This is a genomic window from Microbacterium sp. AC145, assembly GCF_979258505.1.
In genome coordinates, this window is sequence record NZ_OZ409859.1 from 3,703,628 (window position 1) to 3,725,137 (window position 21,510).

General features: G+C 69.6%; 22 protein-coding genes. 15 read left to right on the forward strand and 7 right to left on the reverse strand.

The genetic code is table 11. From position 1 onward, the window contains the following. Positions 1-83 precede the first annotated feature (83 nt). Positions 84-860, forward strand: a complete 777-nt coding sequence (locus tag ACZZZN_RS17880) for an enoyl-CoA hydratase-related protein (protein ID WP_463506479.1) — start codon at positions 84-86, stop codon at positions 858-860. A gap of 28 nt (positions 861-888) precedes the next feature. Here ACZZZN_RS17880 and ACZZZN_RS17885 read toward each other — a convergent pair whose 3' ends face one another. The 3 genes from ACZZZN_RS17885 to ACZZZN_RS17895 are packed head-to-tail and all read right to left on the reverse strand — an operon-like array spanning position 889 to position 2,337. Next, positions 889-1,332 (reverse strand): YdeI/OmpD-associated family protein, encoded by a 444-nt coding sequence (locus ACZZZN_RS17885; RefSeq protein ID WP_463506480.1) that lies wholly within the window; start codon positions 1,330-1,332, stop codon positions 889-891. After that, a complete protein-coding gene (locus ACZZZN_RS17890; protein WP_463506481.1) occupies positions 1,329-1,799 on the reverse strand; it encodes an SRPBCC family protein in 471 nt (156 codons plus the stop codon). The genes ACZZZN_RS17885 and ACZZZN_RS17890 overlap by 4 nt, the downstream gene beginning before the upstream one ends. 1 nt (position 1,800) lies before the next feature. Beyond that, positions 1,801-2,337, reverse strand: coding sequence for a MarR family winged helix-turn-helix transcriptional regulator (locus ACZZZN_RS17895; RefSeq protein ID WP_463506482.1), 537 nt, complete (start codon positions 2,335-2,337; stop codon positions 1,801-1,803). A 110-nt stretch (positions 2,338-2,447) separates the two neighbouring features. Here ACZZZN_RS17895 and ACZZZN_RS17900 point away from each other — a divergent pair, with 110 nt between their 5' ends. The 3 genes from ACZZZN_RS17900 to ACZZZN_RS17910 are packed head-to-tail and all read left to right on the forward strand — an operon-like array spanning position 2,448 to position 5,873. Further along, positions 2,448-3,224 carry an electron transfer flavoprotein subunit beta/FixA family protein gene (locus tag ACZZZN_RS17900; RefSeq protein ID WP_463506483.1) on the forward strand — a complete coding sequence of 259 codons (777 nt, stop codon included), beginning with the start codon at positions 2,448-2,450 and terminating at the stop codon, positions 3,222-3,224. A 1-nt stretch (position 3,225) separates the two neighbouring features. Continuing rightward, entirely contained in the window at positions 3,226-4,197 is a 972-nt protein-coding gene (locus ACZZZN_RS17905; RefSeq protein WP_463506484.1) for an electron transfer flavoprotein subunit alpha/FixB family protein, read from the forward strand. A 2-nt stretch (positions 4,198-4,199) separates the two neighbouring features. Continuing rightward, the gene (locus ACZZZN_RS17910) at positions 4,200-5,873 is read left to right on the forward strand and encodes a cytochrome b/b6 domain-containing protein (RefSeq protein ID WP_463506485.1); all 1,674 of its coding nucleotides are present in this window, start codon (positions 4,200-4,202) and stop codon (positions 5,871-5,873) included. Positions 5,874-5,984: 111 nt separating this feature from the next. Here ACZZZN_RS17910 and ACZZZN_RS17915 read toward each other — a convergent pair whose 3' ends face one another. Next, entirely contained in the window at positions 5,985-6,491 is a 507-nt protein-coding gene (locus ACZZZN_RS17915; RefSeq protein WP_463506486.1) for an N-acetyltransferase family protein, read from the reverse strand. Between the two features lie 130 nt (positions 6,492-6,621). Here ACZZZN_RS17915 and ACZZZN_RS17920 point away from each other — a divergent pair, with 130 nt between their 5' ends. The 8 genes from ACZZZN_RS17920 to rocD all read left to right on the forward strand — a co-directional run bounded on the left by ACZZZN_RS17920 (position 6,622) and on the right by rocD (position 16,278). Beyond that, positions 6,622-7,182 (forward strand): acyl-CoA thioesterase, encoded by a 561-nt coding sequence (locus ACZZZN_RS17920; protein WP_463506487.1) that lies wholly within the window; start codon positions 6,622-6,624, stop codon positions 7,180-7,182. A 2-nt stretch (positions 7,183-7,184) separates the two neighbouring features. Then, positions 7,185-8,057, forward strand: a complete 873-nt coding sequence (locus ACZZZN_RS17925; RefSeq protein WP_463506488.1) for a Rossmann-fold NAD(P)-binding domain-containing protein — start codon at positions 7,185-7,187, stop codon at positions 8,055-8,057. Positions 8,058-8,157: 100 nt separating this feature from the next. Further along, positions 8,158-11,898, forward strand: coding sequence for a proline dehydrogenase family protein (locus tag ACZZZN_RS17930; RefSeq protein ID WP_463506489.1), 3,741 nt, complete (start codon positions 8,158-8,160; stop codon positions 11,896-11,898). 289 nt (positions 11,899-12,187) lie between these two features. Then, the gene (locus tag ACZZZN_RS17935; protein WP_463506490.1) at positions 12,188-12,634 is read left to right on the forward strand and encodes a hypothetical protein; all 447 of its coding nucleotides are present in this window, start codon (positions 12,188-12,190) and stop codon (positions 12,632-12,634) included. Beyond that, positions 12,634-12,864 carry a helix-turn-helix transcriptional regulator gene (locus ACZZZN_RS17940; RefSeq protein ID WP_463506491.1) on the forward strand — a complete coding sequence of 77 codons (231 nt, stop codon included), beginning with the start codon at positions 12,634-12,636 and terminating at the stop codon, positions 12,862-12,864. Before ACZZZN_RS17935 ends, ACZZZN_RS17940 begins: the two co-directional genes overlap by 1 nt. A 1-nt stretch (position 12,865) precedes the next feature. Next, positions 12,866-13,921 carry an NAD(P)-dependent alcohol dehydrogenase gene (locus tag ACZZZN_RS17945; RefSeq protein ID WP_463506492.1) on the forward strand — a complete coding sequence of 352 codons (1,056 nt, stop codon included), beginning with the start codon at positions 12,866-12,868 and terminating at the stop codon, positions 13,919-13,921. Positions 13,922-14,128: 207 nt separating this feature from the next. Beyond that, a complete protein-coding gene (gene ddaH, locus ACZZZN_RS17950; RefSeq protein ID WP_463506493.1) occupies positions 14,129-15,016 on the forward strand; it encodes a dimethylargininase in 888 nt (295 codons plus the stop codon). Beyond that, on the forward strand, positions 15,013-16,278 hold the full coding sequence (rocD, locus tag ACZZZN_RS17955; RefSeq protein ID WP_463506494.1) for an ornithine--oxo-acid transaminase: 1,266 nt from the start codon (positions 15,013-15,015) through the stop codon (positions 16,276-16,278). The genes ddaH and rocD overlap by 4 nt, the downstream gene beginning before the upstream one ends. A 173-nt stretch (positions 16,279-16,451) precedes the next feature. On the opposite strand, the gene ACZZZN_RS17960 is transcribed toward rocD, so the two are convergent. The 3 genes from ACZZZN_RS17960 to ACZZZN_RS17970 form a co-directional block, all read right to left on the reverse strand. Then, positions 16,452-16,886: a hypothetical protein gene (locus ACZZZN_RS17960; RefSeq protein ID WP_463506495.1), complete on the reverse strand. Its 435-nt coding sequence runs from the start codon at positions 16,884-16,886 to the stop codon at positions 16,452-16,454. 79 nt (positions 16,887-16,965) lie between these two features. Beyond that, a complete protein-coding gene (locus ACZZZN_RS17965) occupies positions 16,966-18,312 on the reverse strand; it encodes an MFS transporter (protein ID WP_463506617.1) in 1,347 nt (448 codons plus the stop codon). Between the two features lie 5 nt (positions 18,313-18,317). Next, positions 18,318-18,758: a MarR family winged helix-turn-helix transcriptional regulator gene (locus ACZZZN_RS17970; protein ID WP_463506496.1), complete on the reverse strand. Its 441-nt coding sequence runs from the start codon at positions 18,756-18,758 to the stop codon at positions 18,318-18,320. A gap of 81 nt (positions 18,759-18,839) precedes the next feature. On the opposite strand from ACZZZN_RS17970, the gene ACZZZN_RS17975 reads away from it, so the two are divergent. The 3 genes from ACZZZN_RS17975 (at position 18,840) to ACZZZN_RS17985 (ending at position 21,478) form a co-directional block, all read left to right on the forward strand. Next, entirely contained in the window at positions 18,840-19,592 is a 753-nt protein-coding gene (locus ACZZZN_RS17975; protein ID WP_463506497.1) for a copper homeostasis protein CutC, read from the forward strand. A gap of 32 nt (positions 19,593-19,624) precedes the next feature. Further along, the gene (locus ACZZZN_RS17980) at positions 19,625-20,479 is read left to right on the forward strand and encodes an alpha/beta fold hydrolase (RefSeq protein ID WP_463506498.1); all 855 of its coding nucleotides are present in this window, start codon (positions 19,625-19,627) and stop codon (positions 20,477-20,479) included. 261 nt (positions 20,480-20,740) lie between these two features. After that, positions 20,741-21,478 carry a DUF1684 domain-containing protein gene (locus tag ACZZZN_RS17985; protein ID WP_463506499.1) on the forward strand — a complete coding sequence of 246 codons (738 nt, stop codon included), beginning with the start codon at positions 20,741-20,743 and terminating at the stop codon, positions 21,476-21,478. Positions 21,479-21,510: the final 32 nt, after the last annotated feature.

The following is a 21,510-nucleotide window of genomic DNA, read 5'->3' on the forward strand; positions in this document are numbered from 1 at the left end:
CCGGGGGTCCGCGGAGCGCCCGAGACGAAACGCGGCGACCACCCCCGACATACTGAGATGACCACGACGGAGAGGGCTTCACGATGACCGAGTACGAGACGATCCTGGTCGAACAGCGCGGACGCGTCGGATGGATCACCCTCAATCGCCCGCAGGCGCTGAACGCCCTCAACAGCCGTCTCGCCGAAGAGGTGACCGCCGCGGCTGTGGCGTTCGACCTCGACGACGGCGTCGGCGCGATCGTCGTCGCCGGCTCAGAGAAGGCGTTCGCCGCCGGAGCCGACATCAAGGAGATGGAAGGCATGTCGGCCTCCGAGATGCTCGAGACCGACCACTTCGGCGTGTGGCACGAGTTCGCCGCGGTACGCACCCCGGTGATCGCCGCCGTCTCGGGCTTCGCGCTCGGGGGAGGATGCGAGCTCGCGATGATGTGCGACATCATCCTCGCCGCCGACACCGCGAAGTTCGGTCAGCCCGAGATCAACCTCGGCGTGATCCCGGGCATGGGCGGTACCCAGCGTCTGATCCGTGCGGTCGGCTACTACAAGGCCGCAGAGCTCGTGCTGTCGGGCCGGTTCATGGGCGCCGAGGAGGCGGAGCGCTCAGGCCTCGTGTCACGGGTCGTGCCGGCATCCGACCTGCTCGCCGAAGCCACGACTCTCGCCGAGACGATCGCCTCGAAGTCGCTGCCGTCGCTGTTCGCCGCGAAGGCCGCGCTCGACGCGGCGATGGAGACGACGCTCGCCGACGGCCTGGCCCACGAGAAGAAGGCCTTCGCCGCGCTGTTCGACACCGAGGACCAGAAAGAAGGCATGTCGGCCTTCCGTGAGAAGCGTGCGCCGGACTTCCGGAACCGCTGAACTCCGTCGCGGAGCGGCGGCGGACGGTTCAGCTGCGCAGCGCCTCGACGATCTTCTCGACGCGGCGGTCGCGCGTGGCATCCTGCTTCGCCTCGGCGACCGAGCGGGCGTGCTCCTTGCGCGCCGAGTACGACAGAGCGTCGAACGCTGTGCGCAGCGCGGGATCGGCGTCGAGGGCTTCTGCGAGAGCGGGTGGGATCTCGACCTCGCGTTCGGCGGAATCCAGACGGATGACGGCGTCGACCTCCTGGTCGATATCGACCCCGAGATCGGCGCGGACGGCCTTGCTGAAGCCGATCATGTTCTGCCCACCCATGCGGGCGAGGCGCAGCCGGGCGCTGCGTCCGTCGATCGTCACCGCGACCGGGAAGGTTTTGCCGGCGCCGAACGAGGCGACCTGCTCGTCGGTGAGGATGATCGCGGCGGCCGGGCCGCGCCCTTCGAGGGTGGTGTGCAGGCGCAGTTCGCTCATGCGGGCAGTGTACGCCCGCGCTCCTCGGCCTCGGAGGCCAGATGGTCGTTGCGTTCCTCGATCAGTCTCCGCATGTACTCGCCCATGAACAGGCGGTCGACGATGCGACCGATCGGCCCGAACGGCGAACGGAACACGATCGTGTCGCGCGCCAGCGTGCCCTGCGGATGCTCCTCGAAGACGTGCTCGTGCAGGAACGCCCCGAAAGGACCCGAGAGCTGCCGGTCGCGAAACCCGCGAGGTGGATCGACGTCGTACACGATCGTCCGCAGCCGGAACGGGATGCCGAAATGCCGCGCCCTCCAGGTGACGGTCGAGCCTTCTGTGAACACGCCGCCCGCCGGTGCTTCGACCATCGTCTCGCCGTATCGTGCCATCGAACGCAGGTGCAGTCCGGTATCGAGCGCGAGTGCGAACACCGTCTCTCTCGGCGCGGCGATCACCCGCTCGAGCACGAACTCGGCCATGTCAGAGCGGGTCCGGCTGCGGCCTGGGGTCGGCGAAGTCCCCCGCGGCCTTGCGCATGCGCGCGACGATCGCGACGAGTTCCGCGGCATCGGGGCCGCTGAGGCCAGGCGAGGCGAACACGTCGGCGTTGAGGGCGACCGTCGCGCGGTCGACGAGGTCGCGGCCGGCATCCGTGAGGGCGAGAAGTGCCGCGCGTCCGTCGTGCGGATGCGGTTCGCGCACGATCAGTCCGTCGCGCACGAGCCGCTCGGCCGTGCTGGTGACCGTCGTCGCATGCACCTGCAGGCGGGCGACGACGCTGGACAGCGGCAGCCGGCCCGCGCGGCTGAAGGCGAGCAGACGCAGCATCTCGTAGCGCGCGAAGCTCAGTGCGAAGGGCTTGAGCGCTGCATCCACCCGAGCCAGCAGCAGCTGCTGCGCGCGCATCACGGAGGTGACGACGGCCATGCCGTCGGCGGCATCCGACCAGCCGTGCGCGAGCCATTGCCGCTTCGCCTCGGCGAGCGGATCCACGGGGAGGGGGCGGGGTCGGACCACCTTTCTACGGTAGGGCATCGTGCCCGCCGGGCGCGGGTGGTTCTCAGTCGCTCATCCGGTGAGACCCAGTGTCAGGGGACTAGAATCATGACAGTCGTGAGGAGCAATCGATGAAGATCTTCGTCCTGGTCAAAGAGGTGCCCGACACCTATGGCGATCGCAAGCTGAATCTCGAGACGGGGCTCGCCGATCGCGGCGCCGGAGATGTGGTGCTCGATGAGATCACCGAGCGTGCTCTCGAGGTCGCGCTGAGCCACGCTGACAAGAACGAGGGCACCGAGGTCGTCGCGGTCTCGATGGCACCGGAGGGCTCGACGGCGTCGGTGCGCAGGGCGCTCGCGATCGGTGCGGGCTCTGCCGTGCACATCGCCGACGAGCAGCTCGCCGGCGCCGACCTCGGGCTCACCGCAGAGACCCTGGCTGCGGCGATCCGTCGCGCCGAGCCCGACCTGGTGATCACCGGCAACCTGTCGACCGACGGCTCGGGGGGCGTGATGGCCGCCATGATCGCCGAGCACCTCGGCTGGCCGCACGCGACCGCGCTCACGAGTGTCGAGATCACGACCGACGGCATCTCGGCAACACGAGGTGCGGATGCCGGGGCGCAGTCGATCTCGTCGTCCCTCCCCGCCGTCATCTCGATCACCGAGGCTCTTCCCGACGCGCGCTTCCCGAACTTCAAGGGCATCATGGCGGCGAAGAAGAAGCCCCTCGAGGTGCTGACGCTCGACGACCTCGGCGTCTCGGCCGACCCTGGGGCGGCTCCCCGCACGATCATGACCGCGGTCGCCGAGAAGCCGCCGCGTGCGGCGGGCGTGAAGATCGTCGATGAGGGCGATGCCGCCGAGAAGCTGGTGGAGTACCTCGTGCAGAACAGGCTGGTGTGACATGACCTACCCCGAGAACCCGATCCTCGTGCTCGTCGACCTCGACCCTTCGGGTGAGCCGGCGAGCAGCACCGCGGCCCTGATCGGTGCAGCCTCGACCGTGGGGGCGCCCGTCGCCCTCATCGTCGGTGGATCTGCGGATGCGGCGGCTCAGGTGGCGGTGGCCGGAGCATCCGTCGTGCTCACCGCCGACGCCGACGGCACGCTGCTCACGGTGCCCGTCGTCGATGCTCTGCAAGCTGCGGCCGAGCAGGTGCGGCCGGATGCCGTGCTGATCTCGAACTCGATCGCCGGCCGCGATGTCGCAGGGCGCTTCGCGGTGCGGGCGAAGCTCGCGCTGTCGGTCGACGCGGTCGGTGTCTCGCGCGACGACGAGGGCATCGTCGCGCACCACTCCGTCTACGGCGGGGCCTACCTCGTCGACTCGGCTCCGACCTACGGCGCTGCGGTCATCACCGTGAGGCAGGGGGCTGTCGATGCCCGTGCCGAGGCCGTCGCCTCGCCTCAGATCGAGGCCCTCGCGGTCACGGCATCCGGTGCCGCCGCGGCGACTGTCGGCGAGGTCGAAGCCGTCGAGGCCACGTCGTCGCGGCCTGAGCTGCGCGGCGCGACCAAGGTCGTCTCGGGTGGTCGGGGGCTCGCCTCGAAGGAGAAGTTCGTGCTCGTCGAAGAGCTGGCCGACGCCCTGGGTGCCGCGGTCGGCGCCTCGCGGGCCGCCGTGGATGCCGGATACATCCCGCAGTCGCATCAGGTCGGCCAGACCGGAGTCTCGGTGTCGCCGCAGCTGTACGTCGCACTCGGCATCTCGGGGGCGATCCAGCATCGCGCCGGGATGCAGACGGCGAAGAACATCGTCGCGATCAACAAAGACGGGGAGGCTCCGATCTTCGACGTCGCAGACTTCGGCATCGTCGGCGACCTGTTCACGGTGGTGCCGCAGGTGATCGCGGCGCTCGAGGCGCGGAAGAAGTAGGCATGGCGACCCGGATGCTCAGGCGCGGGCTGCCCCGCGTGCCCGGCGGCGAGCCGTGGCCTCCGGCGGTCGCGGTGGCGGCGTCGAGCGTCGAGGAGCGCGTTTCGTCTCGGTCGACTTCGTCGTCCTCGCTCAACGACCGGGATGTCGCCTCGTCCCCGGTCGTTGACCGGGAGGCGGCGTCGTCTTCGGTCGTTGAGCGGGAAGTCGCTTCGTCCCCGGTCGTTGAGCGAGCAGCGGAGCAGCGAGACGAAACGCGCCACGATGCGGATGCGGCGACCATCCGCCGCGGTCTCCCGCGCGTCGCCGGTGGCGAGCCGTGGCCTCCGGCGGTCGCGGTGGCGGCGTCGCGCGTCGAGGAGCGCGTTTCGTCTCGGTCGACTACGTCGTCCTCGCTCAACGACCGGGAGGCGGCGTCGTCCCCGGTCGTTGAGCGGGATGTCGCCTCGTCCCCGGTCGTTGAGCGAGCAGCGGAGCAGCGAGACGACACGCGCCACGATACGGAGGCAGCGACCGTCCGCCGCGGTCTGCCGCGCGTCGCCGGTGGCGAGCCGTGGCCTCCGGCGGGAACGGTCGCGAGCGTCGAGGAGCGCGTTTCGTCTCGGTCGACTTCGTCGTCCTCGCTCAACGACCGGGAAGTCGCCTCGTCCCCGGTCGTTGAGCGAGCAGCGGAGCAGCGAGACGACACGCGCCACGACGTCGCAGCGGTGGCTGCGGCCCCCCGCACGGTCTGGAACGGTACTGCTCCGCGGCGCATCCCGGCGCCCGAAGCGGCATCCGCTCGTCGTCCCACCTGGACTCAGGCGATCGCCGGTCTGCTCGGAGCCGCGGCCCTGGGCATCCTGGCAGGTTCCGCCGTGGCGTTCGTGCGCACGCTGTTGAGTCTGCCGTTCATGCAGGACTTCCTCGTCGCGTTCCCCGGCGAGTACGAGCCCGCGGTGGCGGTCGAGCCCGGCTTCGCGCCCTGGGTCAACTGGGCGCACTTCTTCAACGTGTTCCTGATGGTGCTGATCATCCGCTCGGGACTTCGGATCCGCAGCGAGAAGCGTCCGACTGCGTTCTGGACGCCCCGCAACAACCCCAAGGGCAAGGTCAGCCTGACGATCTGGTTCCACCAGGCGCTCGACATCCTGTGGCTCGTGAACGGTGTGATCTTCGTCGTGCTGCTGATCACGACCGGTCACTGGGCGCGCATCGTGCCCACCAGCTGGGAGGTCTTCCCGAACGCACTGTCGGCGGGATTGCAGTATCTCTCGTTCGACTGGCCGCATGAGAACGGCTGGAACAACTACAACAGCCTGCAGCAGATCGCCTACTTCACGACGGTCTTCCTCGCCGCTCCGCTGGCCGCCGTGACGGGATTCCGCATGTCAGGAATGTGGCCCAAGAAGGCCGAGCGACTGTCGAAGGCGTACCCCATCGAATGGGCGCGGGCCGTGCACTTCCCGGTGATGCTGTACTTCGTGGCGTTCATCGTCGTGCACGTCGCACTCGTGATGCTGACCGGGTTCCTTCGCAACCTCAACCACATGTACGCCGCGCAGGATGCCGTCACCTGGACCGGATTCTGGGTCTTCGTGGCTTCGCTCGCCGTCATCGCGGCCGGCTGGACGGCTGCGCGTCCTCTGGTGATCGCGCCGATCGCGAAGCTCTTCGGCTCCGTCTCCGGTCGCTGATCCGTTCACGATTCAGCACAGATCTCTCCCAGATCGAGCGAAACGGCCCCCTGCCGGTGGCAGGGGGCCGTTCATGCTGAATCGTGAACGCGAGGTTCACGAGCCGCGGGTTCAGCGGACGAAGCGGACCTCGGTCAGCGTCTCGCCGAGGAACGGCTCGGTGTGGCTGGCTCCGTCGAGGCTGAAACCGTTGCGCGTGTAGAAGCGGTGGGCGCGGGGGTTGTCCTCGGCGACCCAGAGGTAGAGCGGCTCGTCGCTCTCGACCGCGGCGTCGAAGAGCTTCTGGCCGATGCCGGTGCCGTGGAACGCGTCGAGCAGATAGATGAAGTAGAGCTCGCGCATCGACGGGGCATCCTTGTCGCGAGCGGGGCCGGAGCCCACGAACCCGACGATGTCGCCGTCGACGAGAGCCGCCTTCATCGTGAAATCGGGGCCCTGAGCGGCCCAGTGCGTCCACAGCTCGGCCATGCGCCGAGGCGACACCTTCTCGAGCGCGGCCTTGCTGATCAGGTGGTCGTAGGTCTCATGCCAGCACTGCGCATGCACGCGACCCAGCGCTTCCGCATCCACATCACGAACCGGACGGACGATGACTTCAGGCTGGGCTTCGGCGCTCATGCCGCGACTCTACGCGCGGCATATCGGATCACGAAATCGAGTGGATGCCGTCACCGACGCCCCGGGGGCCGCTGGAGGTTATGCACAACGACATTCGTGATCCGTGCATCGATGGCTACTATCGAGTCTCGTGAACGTGATCTGGCGCACCCTCCTCGTGGTCCTCTCCGCCCGTCGTCGTGTGCGGCGGGGCAAGACCCTCGATCCCGCATCCGTGAGCTCGGTGACGCTGACGACGCTGCCGACCGACATCGACATCCTGCGCCACATGAACAACGGCCGATACCTCTCGCTGTTCGACCTCGGCCGCTGGGACCTGTTGATCCGCACCGGGCTCTTCGACGCGATGAATGAGCGGGGCTGGTACGCGGTGGTGTCGAGCGAGACGATCACGTTCCGCAAATCCCTGCAGCTGTGGCAGCGCTTCGAGGTGCAGTCGCGCTTCATCGGACATGACGACAAGGCCGTGTTCCTCGAGCACCGCGCGGTCGTGCGCGGTGAGGTCTACGCCCGGGCGATCGTGAGGTCACGGATGCTGCGCCGGTCCGGCGGCACGGTCAGCAATGAAGAACTCTTCGCCGCGGTCGGCAAGCCCGAGGGCGTGCCCGAGATCGACGCCTGGGTGCATGACTGGGCCGCGGCATCCGCCCTGCCTCCCACCCGGGCCGCCGCGCCGAGCGTGTGGAGCTGAGCATGGCGACGCCCGATAAGGCGGCGCAGTGGGGTCTCGCCGCGCGTGAACCCGCGCGCACGCTGCTGGTCGGATGCGGCAAGATCGGCGTGCGACTGGGCGAGAGGATTCTCGCGAGCGGCGGAGAGGTGACGGCGATCCGTCGCAACGCGGCCGGGCTCCCCGCCGGATTCCGCACGATCGCCGCCGACCTCGAGAAGCCGCTCGACCAGGCGCTCCCCGAGTTCGACTCCGTGGTGATCACGCTGCCGCCGAGCCGCGCCGAGTCCGAGCGGGGCTCGATCTATCCGCTCGCGCTTCCGGCGCTCGCCGATGCGCTGCCGTCGGTGCCGTCGAGGGTCGTGTTCGTCTCGTCGACCCGGGTGTTCGAGGGGCGTCCCGGACCGGATCCGTTGACGGAGCAGGATGCTCCCGCGACGACGAGCCCGGGTGGGGCGGCGCTCGTCGACGGAGAACGTCTGGCTCGCGAGCTGTGGGGCGCCATCGTCGTGCGACCGGCGGGTATCTACGGGCCGGGGCGCGACTCGCTGATCCGTCGGGTGCTTGCGGGCGACGCGATCGATGTGACGCGCCGCACGAACCGCATCCACGAGACCGACGTCGTGCGCATCCTCGAGGTGCTGCTGCGGGCGACCACACCACCGGCTCTCGTGCACGGCGTCGACACGGAGCCCGCGCCGCTCGGTGACGTCGCCGCGTTCATCGCAGCCGAGCTCGGGGTGGCGATGCCGCCTGCGGTGGATCCTGCGCCGGGCGGCGGCACACCCATCGTCGGTGGCACCGTGCTCGACGGGAGCCTGCTGCTCGAGCTCCTGGGAGAGCTCGACTACCCGACCTTCCGTGCGGGCTACGCCGAGATGATCGCCGCCCGCTAGGACTCGCGCACTCAGCCCGGCAGGAACTGCGACGGGAATGGATGCGCTTCCCCGCCCGTCGCTCAACGTCATGCCTGTATCTCGGTTCTAGGCTGAGGCCATGGCAGACATGTCGCTCTCCGCGGATGCCGAATCCGCCCCACTCGCGGATCGAGCGGTTGAATTGGCCCGACGCTGGGTCATCGAGGCGGCATCCGCCGACGTCGACCCTGCCGCCGAGCGCCTCGCCGGTGTGCTGCAGGACACGAACGGGCTGCCCTTCACCCTCGGTTTCGTCGACGGCGTCATGCGCCCCGAGAGCCTCGGCGCCGCGGCATCCAGCCTGCATCGCATCGCGCCGCTCGTGCCGGAGTTCCTGCCGTGGTACCTGCGCTCCGCCGTGCGGATCGGCGGAGGTGTGGCCCCGATGCTGCCGGCACCGGTCGTGCCGATCGCGCGCCGAGTGCTGCGCGAGATGGTCGGGCACCTCGTGGTCGACGCGCGTCCGGCGAAGCTCGGCCCGGCGATCGCGAAGATCCGCGAGTCGGGCTCCCGCCTCAACCTCAACCTGCTCGGCGAGGCGGTGCTCGGCGAGAGTGAGGCGCGGCGGCGGCTCGACGGCATCCACGATCTGATCCGCCGTCCCGATGTCGACTACGTCTCGGTCAAGGTCTCGGCGATCATCAGCCATATCTCGATGTGGGCGTTCGGCCGGATCGTCGACGAGGTCGTGGAGCGGCTGCTGCCTCTGTACCTCACGGCGGCCGGCCCTTCGACAGGCTCAGGGACCCAGGGCGCAGGCGCAGGATCCCGCACCTTCATCAACCTCGACATGGAGGAGTACCGCGATCTCGACCTGACGATCGCAGTGTTCACGCGCCTGCTCGAGGATCCGCGTCTGCAGGGACTCGAGGCGGGAATCGTGCTGCAGGCGTACCTTCCCGATGCGCTGCCGGCGCTGCAGCAGCTCACCGCCTGGGCGCGCGAGCGCGTCGAGCGGGGTGGTGCTCCGATCAAGGTGCGCCTGGTCAAGGGCGCGAACCTTGCGATGGAACGCGTCGAGGCCTGGATGCACGGATGGGCCCAGGCGACCTACGACAGCAAGGTCGACACCGACGCCAACTATCTGCGCTGCCTCGATTGGGCGCTGCGCCCCGAGAACATCGCCGTGGTGCGACTCGGCATCGCGGGGCACAACCTGTTCGGCATCGCCTATGCCTGGCTGCTCGCGCAGGAGCGCGGTGTGACGACGGATGCCGCGTCGGGGCAACCGCCCGTGGAGTTCGAGATGCTGCTCGGCATGGCGCAGGGGCAGGTGCAGGCGGTGTCGCGCGAAGTCGGCGAGGTGCTGCTCTACGTGCCGGTGGTGAGCCCTGCGGAGTTCGACGTCGCCATCAGCTATCTGGTGCGTCGTCTCGAGGAGAACGCCTCGTCCGAGAACTTCCTCTCCGCGGCGTTCCGACTCGATCAGGACGAGGAGCTCTTCGCACGCGAGCGCGATCGATTCCTCGATGCGCTGCGTCTCTCGACCGCACCGACTCTGCCGGTGGGTGCGCTGCGCACGCAGAACCGTCAGGCACCCGTGCACGAATCCCTGCGTGCGGTGCCCGTGGCGCCCGCGCCCGAAGAAGGACTCACCCAGGCAGTGCTCGGGATCTCCCGAGGCTCCGAGGATTCGGGAGAGCCGTTCCTCGAGACAGCCGTCTACGCTCCCCGTGAGCTGGATGCCGACTCCGGCGGTGCCCGCGGAGACGGGGGTGGGGCGCCCGGCTTCACCAACACGCCCGACACCGATCCTTCGCTCCCGGCCAACCGTGACTGGGCGCACGAGATCCTCGACCGCGTCGCCGGATCCGACCTCGGCGAGGCGACGATCGCGGCGGCACGGGTCGACGACCCCGCAGATCTCGAGACCGTGCTCGTCGGGGTGCGCGATGCCGGAGCGCACTGGGGTGCACGGCCCGCGACCGAGCGCGCCGAAGTGCTGCTGCGCGCCGCCGCCGCGCTCGAGGCGCGCCGCGGCGAACTCATCGAGGTCGCGGCATCCGAGACCGGCAAGGTCTTCGCCGAAGCCGATGTCGAGGTCAGCGAGGCCGTCGACTTCGCCCGCTACTACGCCGCCAAGGCGAGGGAGCTGGATGCCGTCGCCGGCGCGGTCTTCGAGCCCGCGCGCGTCACCGTGGTGACCCCGCCGTGGAACTTCCCGCTCGCGATCCCCGCCGGGGGAGTGCTCGCCGCACTGGCCGCCGGGTCGGGCGTGATCTTCAAGCCCGCACCGCAGGCGCGACGCTGTGCCGCGGTGATCGCCGAGACTCTCTGGCAGGCCGGCATCCCGCGCGATGTGCTCGCGCTCGTCGACATCGAGGAGGGCGACCTCGGGCGCGCGCTGATCTCGCACGACTCCGTCGACCGCGTCATCCTCACCGGGTCGTGGGAGACGGCGGCGCTGTTCCGCTCCTGGCGACCGGAACTCCCGCTGCTCGCTGAGACGAGCGGGAAGAACGCGATCATCATCACGCCCTCCGCCGACCTCGATCTCGCCGCCGCCGACCTCGTGCGCAGCGCGTTCGGGCACGCGGGGCAGAAGTGCTCGGCCGCGTCGCTCGCGATCCTCGTGGGGCCCGTGGGCCGGTCCAAGCGGTTCGCCCGACAGCTCGCAGATGCCACGCGCTCGCTGCATGTCGGCCCGCCCACCGATCCGCTCGCCGAGGTCGGCCCGGTGATCGAGCGGCCGCAGGGCAAGCTCGCCTGGGCGCTCACCGAGCTCGAGGGCGAGGAGCGCTGGCTCATCGAACCCGCCGTCGCGACCGACGATCCGAGCGGAAGGCTCTGGCGCCCCGGCATCCGCGTCGGTGTGCAGCCGGGATCCCGCTTCCACACCGAGGAGTTCTTCGGCCCCGTGCTCGGCGTGATGCACGCGCCGACGCTGGAGCGCGCGATCGAACTGCAGAACGCCACGGCCTACGGGCTCACCGCCGGTCTGCACACGCAGGACCCCGCCGACCTGGCGCTGTGGCTCGACACGGTGCAGGCAGGCAACCTCTATGTCAACCGCGGCATCACCGGCGCCATCGTGCAGCGCCAGCCGTTCGGCGGGTGGAAGCGCTCGTCGGTCGGACCCGGCACGAAAGCCGGCGGTCCGAACTATCTCGCAGGGCTCGGCACCTGGCGATCAAAAGCGACAGGACCTGCCTCGAGCACCCTGCACCTGCGGGGGCTCGACTCGCGCATCACCGAGCTCATCGAATCGGCGCAGCCCTCGCTCGGCTATGAGGCGTTCGAATGGCTGCGTCGGTCGGCGCTGTCGGATGCGCTCGCCTGGGATCGAGAGTTCGGGCAGGTACGCGACGTGTCGCACCTGGGCGTCGAGCGCAATCTCCTGCGCTATCGACCCGTGCCGGTCGAGATCAGGGCCACGGCGGATGCCGGATGGCAGGAGCTGCTGCGCGTCGTCGTCGCTGCCGTGCGCGCCGGAGCGATGTTCGTGCTGTCGACCCCGGTCGGCCTGCCGCCCGAGGTGAGACGCGCGCTCGGAGACCTGGGGGCCACGGTCTTCATGGAGAGCGACGAGGAGTGGATCGAGCGGATGCGCCGGCGCAACGAGTCCGGAGGGGCGCTCGATGCTCTCCGCGACGAGCCGGTTTCCGACCGGGTGCGGCTCGTCGGCACCCGGCCGTCGGTGACTGCCCTGCACCGCGCGCTCGCCGCGGCTGTCGAGGGCGACCCCGATCTCGCGATCCACGACGGCGAGGTCACCTCTGCCGGACGCCTCGAGCTGCTGCCGTTCCTGCGCGAACAGTCCATCACGATCACCGCCCACCGCTACGGCAACCCAGACGACTGGAGCGCCGCGGTCATCTGAGGTGGCCGGGTCGAGGCGCCCGGCTCCCGGGTGGTCTGGGGTGGGCGTGCGCGTGGGCGTGGGCGCGCGTGCCGTCCCGGCATCCGGGGTCGATTTCGCATCGCTGCGTCAGGCGGGGTCAGTTCTGCTTCGGAATCGGGCGTTTCGGGTGCGATAGTGACCCCGCCTGCGGCGGCGGATGCGCTAGCGGCCCCGCCTGACGGCAGGAGCGCGCCACCGACCCCGCGTATGTAAAGAATTCTTGACACAGCGGATGCCGCGGCATACTCTCATGTCAAGAATCTTTTACATGGGAGGCATCATGGTCTACGAAGAGCGCAACGCCTGGACGGGCCTCATCGTCGGTGTGCTCGTGATCGGCGGCTACGTCGTCGTCATGCTGCAGCAGACCGCCCGCGCAGCGGTGACCGAGATCGACTGGCTGCCGCCGATGCTGTGGACGATCGGCATCGGCATCGTGGCCACGATCGTGCTGAGCATCCTGTGGGGGATCATCGCCGGTGCGAGGGACCCCGACGGCGTGGGCAAGTCCGACGTGCGCGACCGCGACATCAGCCGCATGGGCAGCCGCGTCGAGCAGGCATTCGTCGTGATCGCGGGTCTCGGGGTGATCGCCCTGTGCGCCGTCGACGCCGACGTCTTCTGGATCGCCAACACCATGTTCGCGGGCTTCGCCGTCTCGGCCATGGTAGGCAGCGTCGCGAGAGTCGTCGCCTACCGCCGGGGGCTCGTCTGATGGTCAAGCCGACACTCGTCTCCAACCGTATCCGCGCGCATCGTGAGGGAGCGGGTCTCACCCAGGCCGAGCTCGCACGCAGCATCGGCGTGACCCGGCAGACGCTCATCGCGATCGAGCAGGAGAAGTACTCGCCGTCGCTCGAACTCGCGTTCCAGATCGCCCGCGCGTTCGGGGTGGGACTCGACGATCTCTTCCAGTACCCCGAGCCGTCGACGAAGGATGCCTGACATGACCGAGAAGATGTCCGCCTGGGTGCGGGAGACCTACGGCTCCGCCGACGGATTCCGCCTCGAGCAGATCCCCGTTCCCGTGCCGCGTCGTGACGAGGTGGTGCTGCGGGTCGACGCCACGTCGCTGAATGCCGGAGACGTGCGTCTGATGCTCGGAGACCCGTTGCTCGTGCGGCCGGTGTTCGGGATCACCAAGCCGAAGCATCCGGTGCGCGGGATGGATGTCGCGGGGAGCGTCGTCGGCGCGGGGTCTGCCGTGATCGGGGTCGAGATCGGCGAGGCTGTCGTCGGCGAGCTCGTCGGCGGCGGAGGTCTCGCCGAATACGTCTCGGTGCCTGCGTCGCGACTCGTGCCGATCCGGCCAGGGGTGAGCGCGGTGGCCGCTGCCTGCCTGCCGATCGCCGGCGGCACGGCCTGGCAGGCGCTCGACCTGGCAGGCGTGGGCCTCGGGGCAGGCGTGCGTCTCGATGCAGGCTCCGCGCGGGGCGGTGCGGCCGGACGGACCGCGACAGGCCAGCGTGTGCTCGTGATCGGAGCATCCGGCGGGGTCGGCACGTTCGCCGTGCAACTCGCTGCGCTGCGTGGTGCGGAGGTGTGGGCTGCCTGCGGTGAGCGCAACGCGCGACTCGTCGAGCACCTCGGCGCCGCGCGCACGTTCGATCACCGGCGCTCGCCGCTGTCGGAGCTGCCCGCTGCGCATTTCGATACGGTGATCGACATCGCCGGCGGCATGGACCTTCGCGAACTGCAGCGTCTGATCGTTCCCGGTGGCACGGTCGTGCTGGTCGCGGGCAACGGCGGGCACGTGCTCGGTCCGGTGCCGCGGATGATCGAGGCGGTCTACCGGTCCCTCGGGTCGAAGCGGCGCGTCCGCCCTCTCGCGGCCACCCCGCGCCCCGAGGTCATCGCGAAGCTTCTCGATCTCACCGCAGAGGGTCGCATCACGCCCGTCATCGAACGGGAGTACGGCTTCGATGAGGCATCCGCCGCCCTCATCCGCCTCGAGGCCGGACACACCGTCGGCAAGATCGTCGTCAGGGGCGCCGTCGAATAGCGCACTTGGCGGAATCTGCCGCCCTGAAAACGCAAAGTGAGCGATTCGACGAAAGGGGAGGGATGCGGTGCTCAGGGGACGGATGACAGAATGGATGCCGGCGTGCTCGAGTCGCATCTTCTCCGGCCTCCGCTCTCGACGAGCGAACCGGGTCGAAGGACCGCCGGGCCCCTGGACAGCGTCCGCCGCATCCGTTCGAGGAGCCCCATGACCGTCGAAACCACTGCGCCGGCGTCCGAGACCACCGCCCCGGTCCGCACCGCACACCACCGTCACTACCTGATGTGCACGCCGTCGCACTTCACGGTGAACTACTCGATCAATCCGTGGATGGAGCCGACGAAGCCGACCGACACCGCCAAGGCGGTCGCGCAGTGGCAGAAGCTGCACGACCTGTACCTCGAGCTCGGCCACGAGGTCGAGCTGATCGAGCCACTCGCGGGCTTCCCCGACATGGTCTACACCGCGAACGGCGGGTTCCTGATCGACGGCCGCGCGTACGTGCCGAAGTTCCGCTTCGTCGAGCGTCAGGGCGAGGCGCCCGCGTTCGCCGACTGGTTCCGCGCAGCCGGCTACGACACGGTCATCCCCGAAGAGGTCAACGAGGGCGAGGGCGACTTCCTGCTCGTCGGCGACGTGATCCTCGCGGGCACGGGCTTCCGCTCCACCGGTGACAGCCACCGCGAGGTGGGAGAGGTCTTCGGTCGCGAGGTCGTCTCGCTCAACCTCGTCGACCCGCGTTTCTACCACCTCGACACCGCGATCGCGGTGCTCGACCCCGTGCAGGGTGTCGAGAACGGCGGCCCGGAGCGCGCCAACATCGCTTACCTGCCGGGTGCCTTCGACGACGCCAGCCGCGCGATCCTCGAGGAGCGCTTCCCCGAGGCGATCCTCGTCTCCGATGAGGACGGCTCGGTCTTCGGCCTCAACTCGGCGAGCGACGGCTACAACGTGGTCATCTCGCCGCGGGCGAAGGGCTTCGAGAAGCAGCTGCGCGAGCGCGGCTACAACCCGATCATGATCGACCTGTCCGAGCTGCTGCTCGGCGGCGGCGGCATCAAGTGCTGCACCCTCGAACTGCGGGGTCGGGCATGACCCTTCGACAGGCTCAGGGACCCATCGACGACGGCACCGACGCTGTCGACGTCGGCACCGACGCCGTCGACACCGACGCCGAGGTCGCGGCCGAGCCGCACGTCGCTCACAACTACCACCCGCTGCCCGTCACGATCGCGCGCGGCGAGGGCGCGTGGGTGACGGATGTCGAGGGCAAGCGCTACCTCGACCTGCTCGCCGCCTATTCGGCCGTGAACTTCGGCCACCGGCATCCGGCGATCGTCGCGGCGCTGACCGAGCAGCTCGGTCGTGTCGCGCTCACGAGCCGTGCCTTCATGAGCGATCGACTCGAGCCCTTCGCCGCGGCCCTCGCCGCTCTCGCGGGCAAAGACATGGTGCTGCCGATGAACACGGGCGCCGAGGCCGTCGAGACCGGCATCAAGGTCGCCCGTGCGTGGGGATACCGGGTCAAGGGCATCGCCGAGGGCGAGGCGCGCATCATCGTCGCGGCCGGCAACTTCCACGGCCGCACCACCACGATCGTGAGCTTCAGCGACGACCCCGAGGCGCGGACGGACTTCGGCCCCTACACGCCCGGCTTCGATGTGGTTCCCTACGGCGATGCGGATGCCATCGCGGCAGCCATCACCGACGACACGGCCGCCGTGCTGATCGAGCCCATCCAGGGCGAGGGCGGCGTCGTGATCCCGCCGGAGGGCTACCTGCGCCGCATCCGCGAGATCTGCGACGAGAAGAACGTGCTGTTCATCGCCGACGAGATCCAGTCGGGCCTCGGACGCGTCGGTGAGACCTTCGCGTGCGACCGCGAGGGCGTCGTGCCCGACCTGTATCTGCTGGGCAAGGCGCTCGGTGGGGGAATCCTGCCGGTCTCGGCCGTGGTGGGCGACACCGATGTGCTCGGGGTCATCCGTCCGGGCGAGCACGGCTCGACCTTCGGCGGGAATCCGCTGGCCGCAGCCGTCGGGCTCCGGGTCGTCGAGATGCTCGAGTCGGGGGAGTTCCAGGAGCGCGCCCGTGCGCTCGGCGAGCACCTCGCCGCAGCGCTCGCGCCGCTCATCGGCCACGGCGTCACCGAGGTGCGCATCGCCGGTCTCTGGGCGGGTGTCGACATCGATCCCGCCAAGGGCACGGGCCGCGAGATCGCCGAAAGGCTGCTCGACCGCGGAGTTCTGGTGAAGGACACGCACGGTCAGACCATCCGCATCGCTCCGCCCATCGTCATCCGCGCCACGGAGCTCGACTGGGCGGTCGAGCAGCTGAAGCTGGTGCTCGGCGCCTGACGTCAGCCTCGCTGACGGCAGCCGCGGCCAGCCGCATCCTGCTGCTGAGCGCGGACAAAAGACGACCCGCAGACGGTCGCACTGACCTGTCTGCGGGTCGTCCTCCGATCCTCCGATCGTCACGACCGAGCGTGCCACCCGGCCCCCCGGGGTGTCGGCGCTCTCGGCGCGTCTCAGGCCGGAGCGTCGTCCGGGTTGAGGGTGCGCAGGGTGTCCTGCTCGACCTCGTTGTCAGCGCTCAACTGCTCCTCGGTGTGCTCATCGCCGCCGAGTGCCGCGTCGCGGTCGGGGCTGGCGTCGCCCTGGATCGCTCCGTGCGGGGAGGCTCCGTGCGAGCTGTCGCCCTGCAGTGCACCGCCCTGGGTCGCTCCCTGGGGGTCGCCCTCGCGGGCGTCGCCCTGCAACGCGCCTCGAGGCGAGTCTCCGTGCGAGCTGTCGCCCTGCAGCGCACCGCCCTGGGTCGCGCCCTGCGCGTTGCCCTCGAGTTCGTCGGTCTCCGCGCCCGAACCGTCGTGGCCGTCGGGAGCGGTGTTGTGCTGGGGGTTGCTTTCGGGGGAGCCCTCTACAGGCTCCTCGGCGTGCGGGGTGCGTCCTGTGTTGTCGTCCATGGGCTGGACGCTACGCCCGCGCGCGTCTTCCTCACAGGGAGTTGACAAACGGCACCCGGCCCGTATCGGATGCTGTCGCTCAGTCGCTCTTGGTTGTGCGGATCGGGGTCGTGGCCGACTTCTCGGTGAACTCGACGGGCTCTGCGGCGCGTGCCGCCTCGGCATCCGCCCTCTCGACGACGTCGAGCGGCCTGGTCTCGTCGAGCGTCATCAGGAACCGACTGTTCTCGGCGCGGTGCAGGCGCCCGGAGGTGAACACCCAGGTCGCACCGATCGCGCAGGCGACGAATCCCGCCGTGCCGCCGAGCATGATCGCGCTGCGGGGCCCGAATGTGTCGGCCACCCACCCGGCGATGGGGGCGCCCACCGGAGTCGACCCCATGATGACCGCCATGTAGAGCGCGAGCACGCGGCCGCGCAGGGCCGGTGCAGTGGTCATCTGCACATAGCCGTTCGCGGTGGTCAGCAGGGTCACGATCATGAATCCGGTGAACGTGAGAGTGACGGCATAGGAGACGTACGTCGGCATGGCCGCCGACACGAATGCGGCGACGCCGAAGCCCCCGGCCGCGAGGATCACGACTCTCACCCGCGCGCGGTCGCGGCGGGCGGCGAGCAGAGCGCCGGCGAGCGAGCCGATCGCGAGCACCGAGCTGAGGATGCCGTAGCCGTCTGCTCCCGCGCCGAACTCGAGTGCCATGGTCGAGGCGAAGATCGGGAAGTTCATGCCGAATGCGCCGATGAGGAAGACGGTCACGAACACGACGCGCAGATCGCTGCGACCCCAGACGTACCGGAATCCCTCGGCGAGGCCTCCGGGTCGACGGTTCTTCGGTCGTGGCGCGAGCTGGCCGGTGTGCAGCATCAGCAGGGCGATCAGCATCGCCAGGAAGGTCGCGGCGTTCGCGATGAAGACCCACCCTGAGCCGATCGCGACGATCAGCAGGCCGCCGACGGCCGGACCGATCATGCGGGCCAGGTTGAAGGATGCCGAGTTCAGCGCCACTGCGTTCGAGGTGTCGCCCGACGAGACCATGTCGGAGACGAAGGCCTGCCTGGCCGGTGCGTCGAAGGCGTTCACGACGCCGAAGCCCGCGGCGAAGCAGAACATCATCGGGAGCGTCATGACGTCGTTCAGCAGCAGCACGCCCACGGCGATCGCGAGCAGCAGCAGGGAGGTCTGGGTGGCGAGCAGGATCTTGCGCCGCTCGAAGCGATCGGCCACCCAGCCGGTCAGGCTCACGAGCACGAGCGGCGGCCCGAACTGCAGCGCCATCGTCACGCCCATGGCTGCCGCATCGTTGTCGGTCAGCTCGGTGAGCACCACCCAGTCCTGCGCGGTGGCCTGCATCCACCCGCCGATGTTCGAGACGAGGGCACCGGCGAACCAGATGCGGTAGTTGATGTTCGAGAACGATCGGAACATGGCGCTCATCGGTCGACCACCTTGCGCATCAGGGCACTCGCTTCACGCAGGGTCGCGAGCTCCTCCTCGGTGAAGTCGAGCTCGCCGAGCATCTCGGCGAGCGCTTCGTCGCGGCGCTGGATGGTCTCGGCGACGATCGCCGTGCCGGCCTCCGTGATGTCGACCTGCACTCGTCGGCGGTCTTCGGCGTCGGGGGTGCGCACGACGAGGCCCTGCTCTTCGAGGCCGTTGATCATGTTGGTCATCGAGGGCGCGGTGACGCGCTCGCGCTCGGCGAGGGCGGTGATCGTGCGACGGCCGTGCATGCGCAGGGTGGCGAGCACGGCGAGCTGGGCATCACTCATCGCGTCGACGGCGCGCACGCAGCGAAGGCGTCGTGCGAGCCGGAAGGCGGCCATGCGCAGGTCTGTCGCGGTGAGCTGGAGAGATTCATCAGAGGCAGACATTACTTAGCCAGTCTAAGTAATTTCCCGCACGAGGGGAAGGGCGCGTCCGATCAACGACGCTAGACAGGCCAGAATGGACGGATGACCCGACCCGTCGCCCTCGAGATCGCCGTGCAGGACCCCACCGGAGTCCGCATCGCCGGAGCCGTCGGGGCGGCGCGCGTCGAACTCGCCCAAGCCCTCGCCCTCGGCGGACTCACGCCGTCGCCGGCGACGCTCGACCTCTCCATCGACGCGGCTCGAGCCGTGGGCGTCGAAGTGCACGTGCTCGTGCGGCCTCGACCGGGTGGTTTCGTGTACTCCGCCGACGAGATCGCGGTCGCCGAGAACGACGTCCGTCGGGCGATCGACGCCGGTGCGGACGGCGTCGTGATCGGCGCGCTGGGCGCCGACGGCCTGCTCGACATCCCCGCCATGCGCCGACTGCGCGACGCCGCGGGCGGAGCATCGGTGACGCTGCACCGCGCGATCGATGTGACCGTCGACCCGCTCGCGACCCTCGCCACCGCTCGCTCGCTCGGGCTGCGCCGCGTGCTCACCTCGGGTGGTGCCTCCACGGCGATCGACGGCATCGACACTCTCCGCGCCCTGGTGGCCGAGGCCTCCGGCGAGATCGAGATCATGGCGGGAAGCGGAGTGGATGCCGCCAGCGCCCGCGCGCTCGTCGACGCCGGGGTCGACGCCCTGCACTTCTCGGCCAAGCGCGCTGTGCGCGAGACCGAGGGCCAGGCGCGCGACGGCGTGCGCATGGGATCGGCGGCAGACGGGGTCGGCGGCTACGAGGTCACCGACCTCGAGATCGCGCAGGCCGTGGTCGACGCCCTGGTGCGCTGACGCTCCGCGACCCCCGTCAGTAAGGTGGGGGCGTGACGGATACTCGCGAGTTCACGGATGCGCACGGCATCGCCATCGTCTACGACGTGCACCCGGCGGTGGGTGATGCGCGAGGTGTCGTGCAGCTGCTGCACGGGGTGGGCGAGCACGCGGGCAGGTACCGCACGCTGATCGCTGCGCTGACCGGTGCAGGCTTCATCGTGTACGCCGACGATCATCGCGGTCACGGCCGCACCGGCATCCGACAGCACGGCGGACCGGCGAAGCTCGGCCGACTCGGCAAGGGCGGCCTGATCGCCGCCAAGGATGCCGTCTGGCAGCTCACCGGCATCATCCGAGACGAGCATCCCGATCTGCCGCTCGTGCTGCTCGGTCACTCGTGGGGGTCGTTCCTCGCGCAGATGCTCGTGAACGACCATCCCGAGGCGTGGGATGCCGTGATCCTCTCCGGCTCCGCGCTGCGGATGCCGGGCTCGCTCAACGCCGCACCGCTGAACGCGCGCTGGGCAGGGGCAGACGCGACCGGGCTGGAATGGCTCAGCCGCGACCCGGCGGTGTGGACGGAGTTCGGCGAGGACCCGCTCACCACCGATGTGCCGCTGCTCAAGCTGTTCGGCCCGATCGAGGTCGCAAAGCTCTACGGGCGTCCGCGCAAGAACCTCGGCCGCGACATCCCGATGCTGCTGCTCGTGGGTCGCGACGACTCGGTCGGTGGACCGCGCAGCGTGCACCGGCTCGCCGACGAGTACCGCACCCGTTCGGGTCTCACCGACATCACGACGCTGGTCTACCCGGATGCGCGTCACGAGATCTTCAACGAGCTGCAGCAGGACGAGGTGCGGGCCGACATCCTGTCGTGGCTCGACGCACGCATCCCTGCACGCTGAGTCGCCCGGCGGAGCGGGCTTCTCTCCGGTCGTTGAGCGAGACAGCGAAGCAGCGAGACGAAACGTGGCGAGTGCGCGGGATCGGCTCACTGCGTGTCGTCTCGGGCGGCGTCGCCGCCCTCGCTCGACGACCGGGGGCGTTCTCGCGCGTCCGAGTGTTACGCCCGATGAACGCGCGTTACAGCTGGTGAATCCACGTGACGCCATCTCGGCATATCGCCCTTCCGTCCGCATAGATTCGCGGCGAGAGGGAGGTGCGAGGTGGGATTCGAAGACGAGTGGCGTGCATGGCACGAGTCGCGAGAGCGATATGCGGGAGCGGAGTACGGTCCTGCCGCGCTCGAGTCGACGAACTGGCTCATCACCGAACCCGCGGCCGTGGAGGGGGTTCCGGGGCTCTGGGCGCTGACAGGCGACGGAGGCATCCGAGGCAGTGACCTCGGCGCGACAGGGTCGGTGGTCACTCTGCGCGGTGGCGAGACCCTGCGGTTGGGGCGGCGTGAGCTGCGCGTGTTCGACCGACGGGGCACGGTGGCGCTGCGAGTGTTCAACCCGCGGCGGCGCGAACGCGAACACTTCAGCGCGATCGACGCGTATCCGCCGCGCGCGGGGTGGCGGATCGCTGCGGAGTTCGAGCCGACGCCGGGCGAGACCATCGCGATCACCGCGATCGACGGCCAGGTCGCCGAGTCCGAGCTCGCCGGGCGTCTGCGCTTCGAACTCGACGGCATCCCGCTCACTCTGCACGCGACGCGCACCCCTCAGGGTGGCCTGACGGCGGTGTTCGCCGACGGCACCAACGGCATCGAGACCTATCGCTTCCGGTTCCTGCCGATCGACGAGCCGGCAGCAGACGGATCGGCGATCATCGATTTCAATCGTGCGTACCTTCCGCCGTGTGCGTTCTCAGATCAGTTCCTCTGCCCGCAGCCGCCGACGGGCAATCGGTTCTCGTTGCCGATCCGCGCCGGCGAACGCGCCGTCGTGCTCGGCGGTTGACCGAGCATCGTCGGCGCTGCGGGGCACCGCGC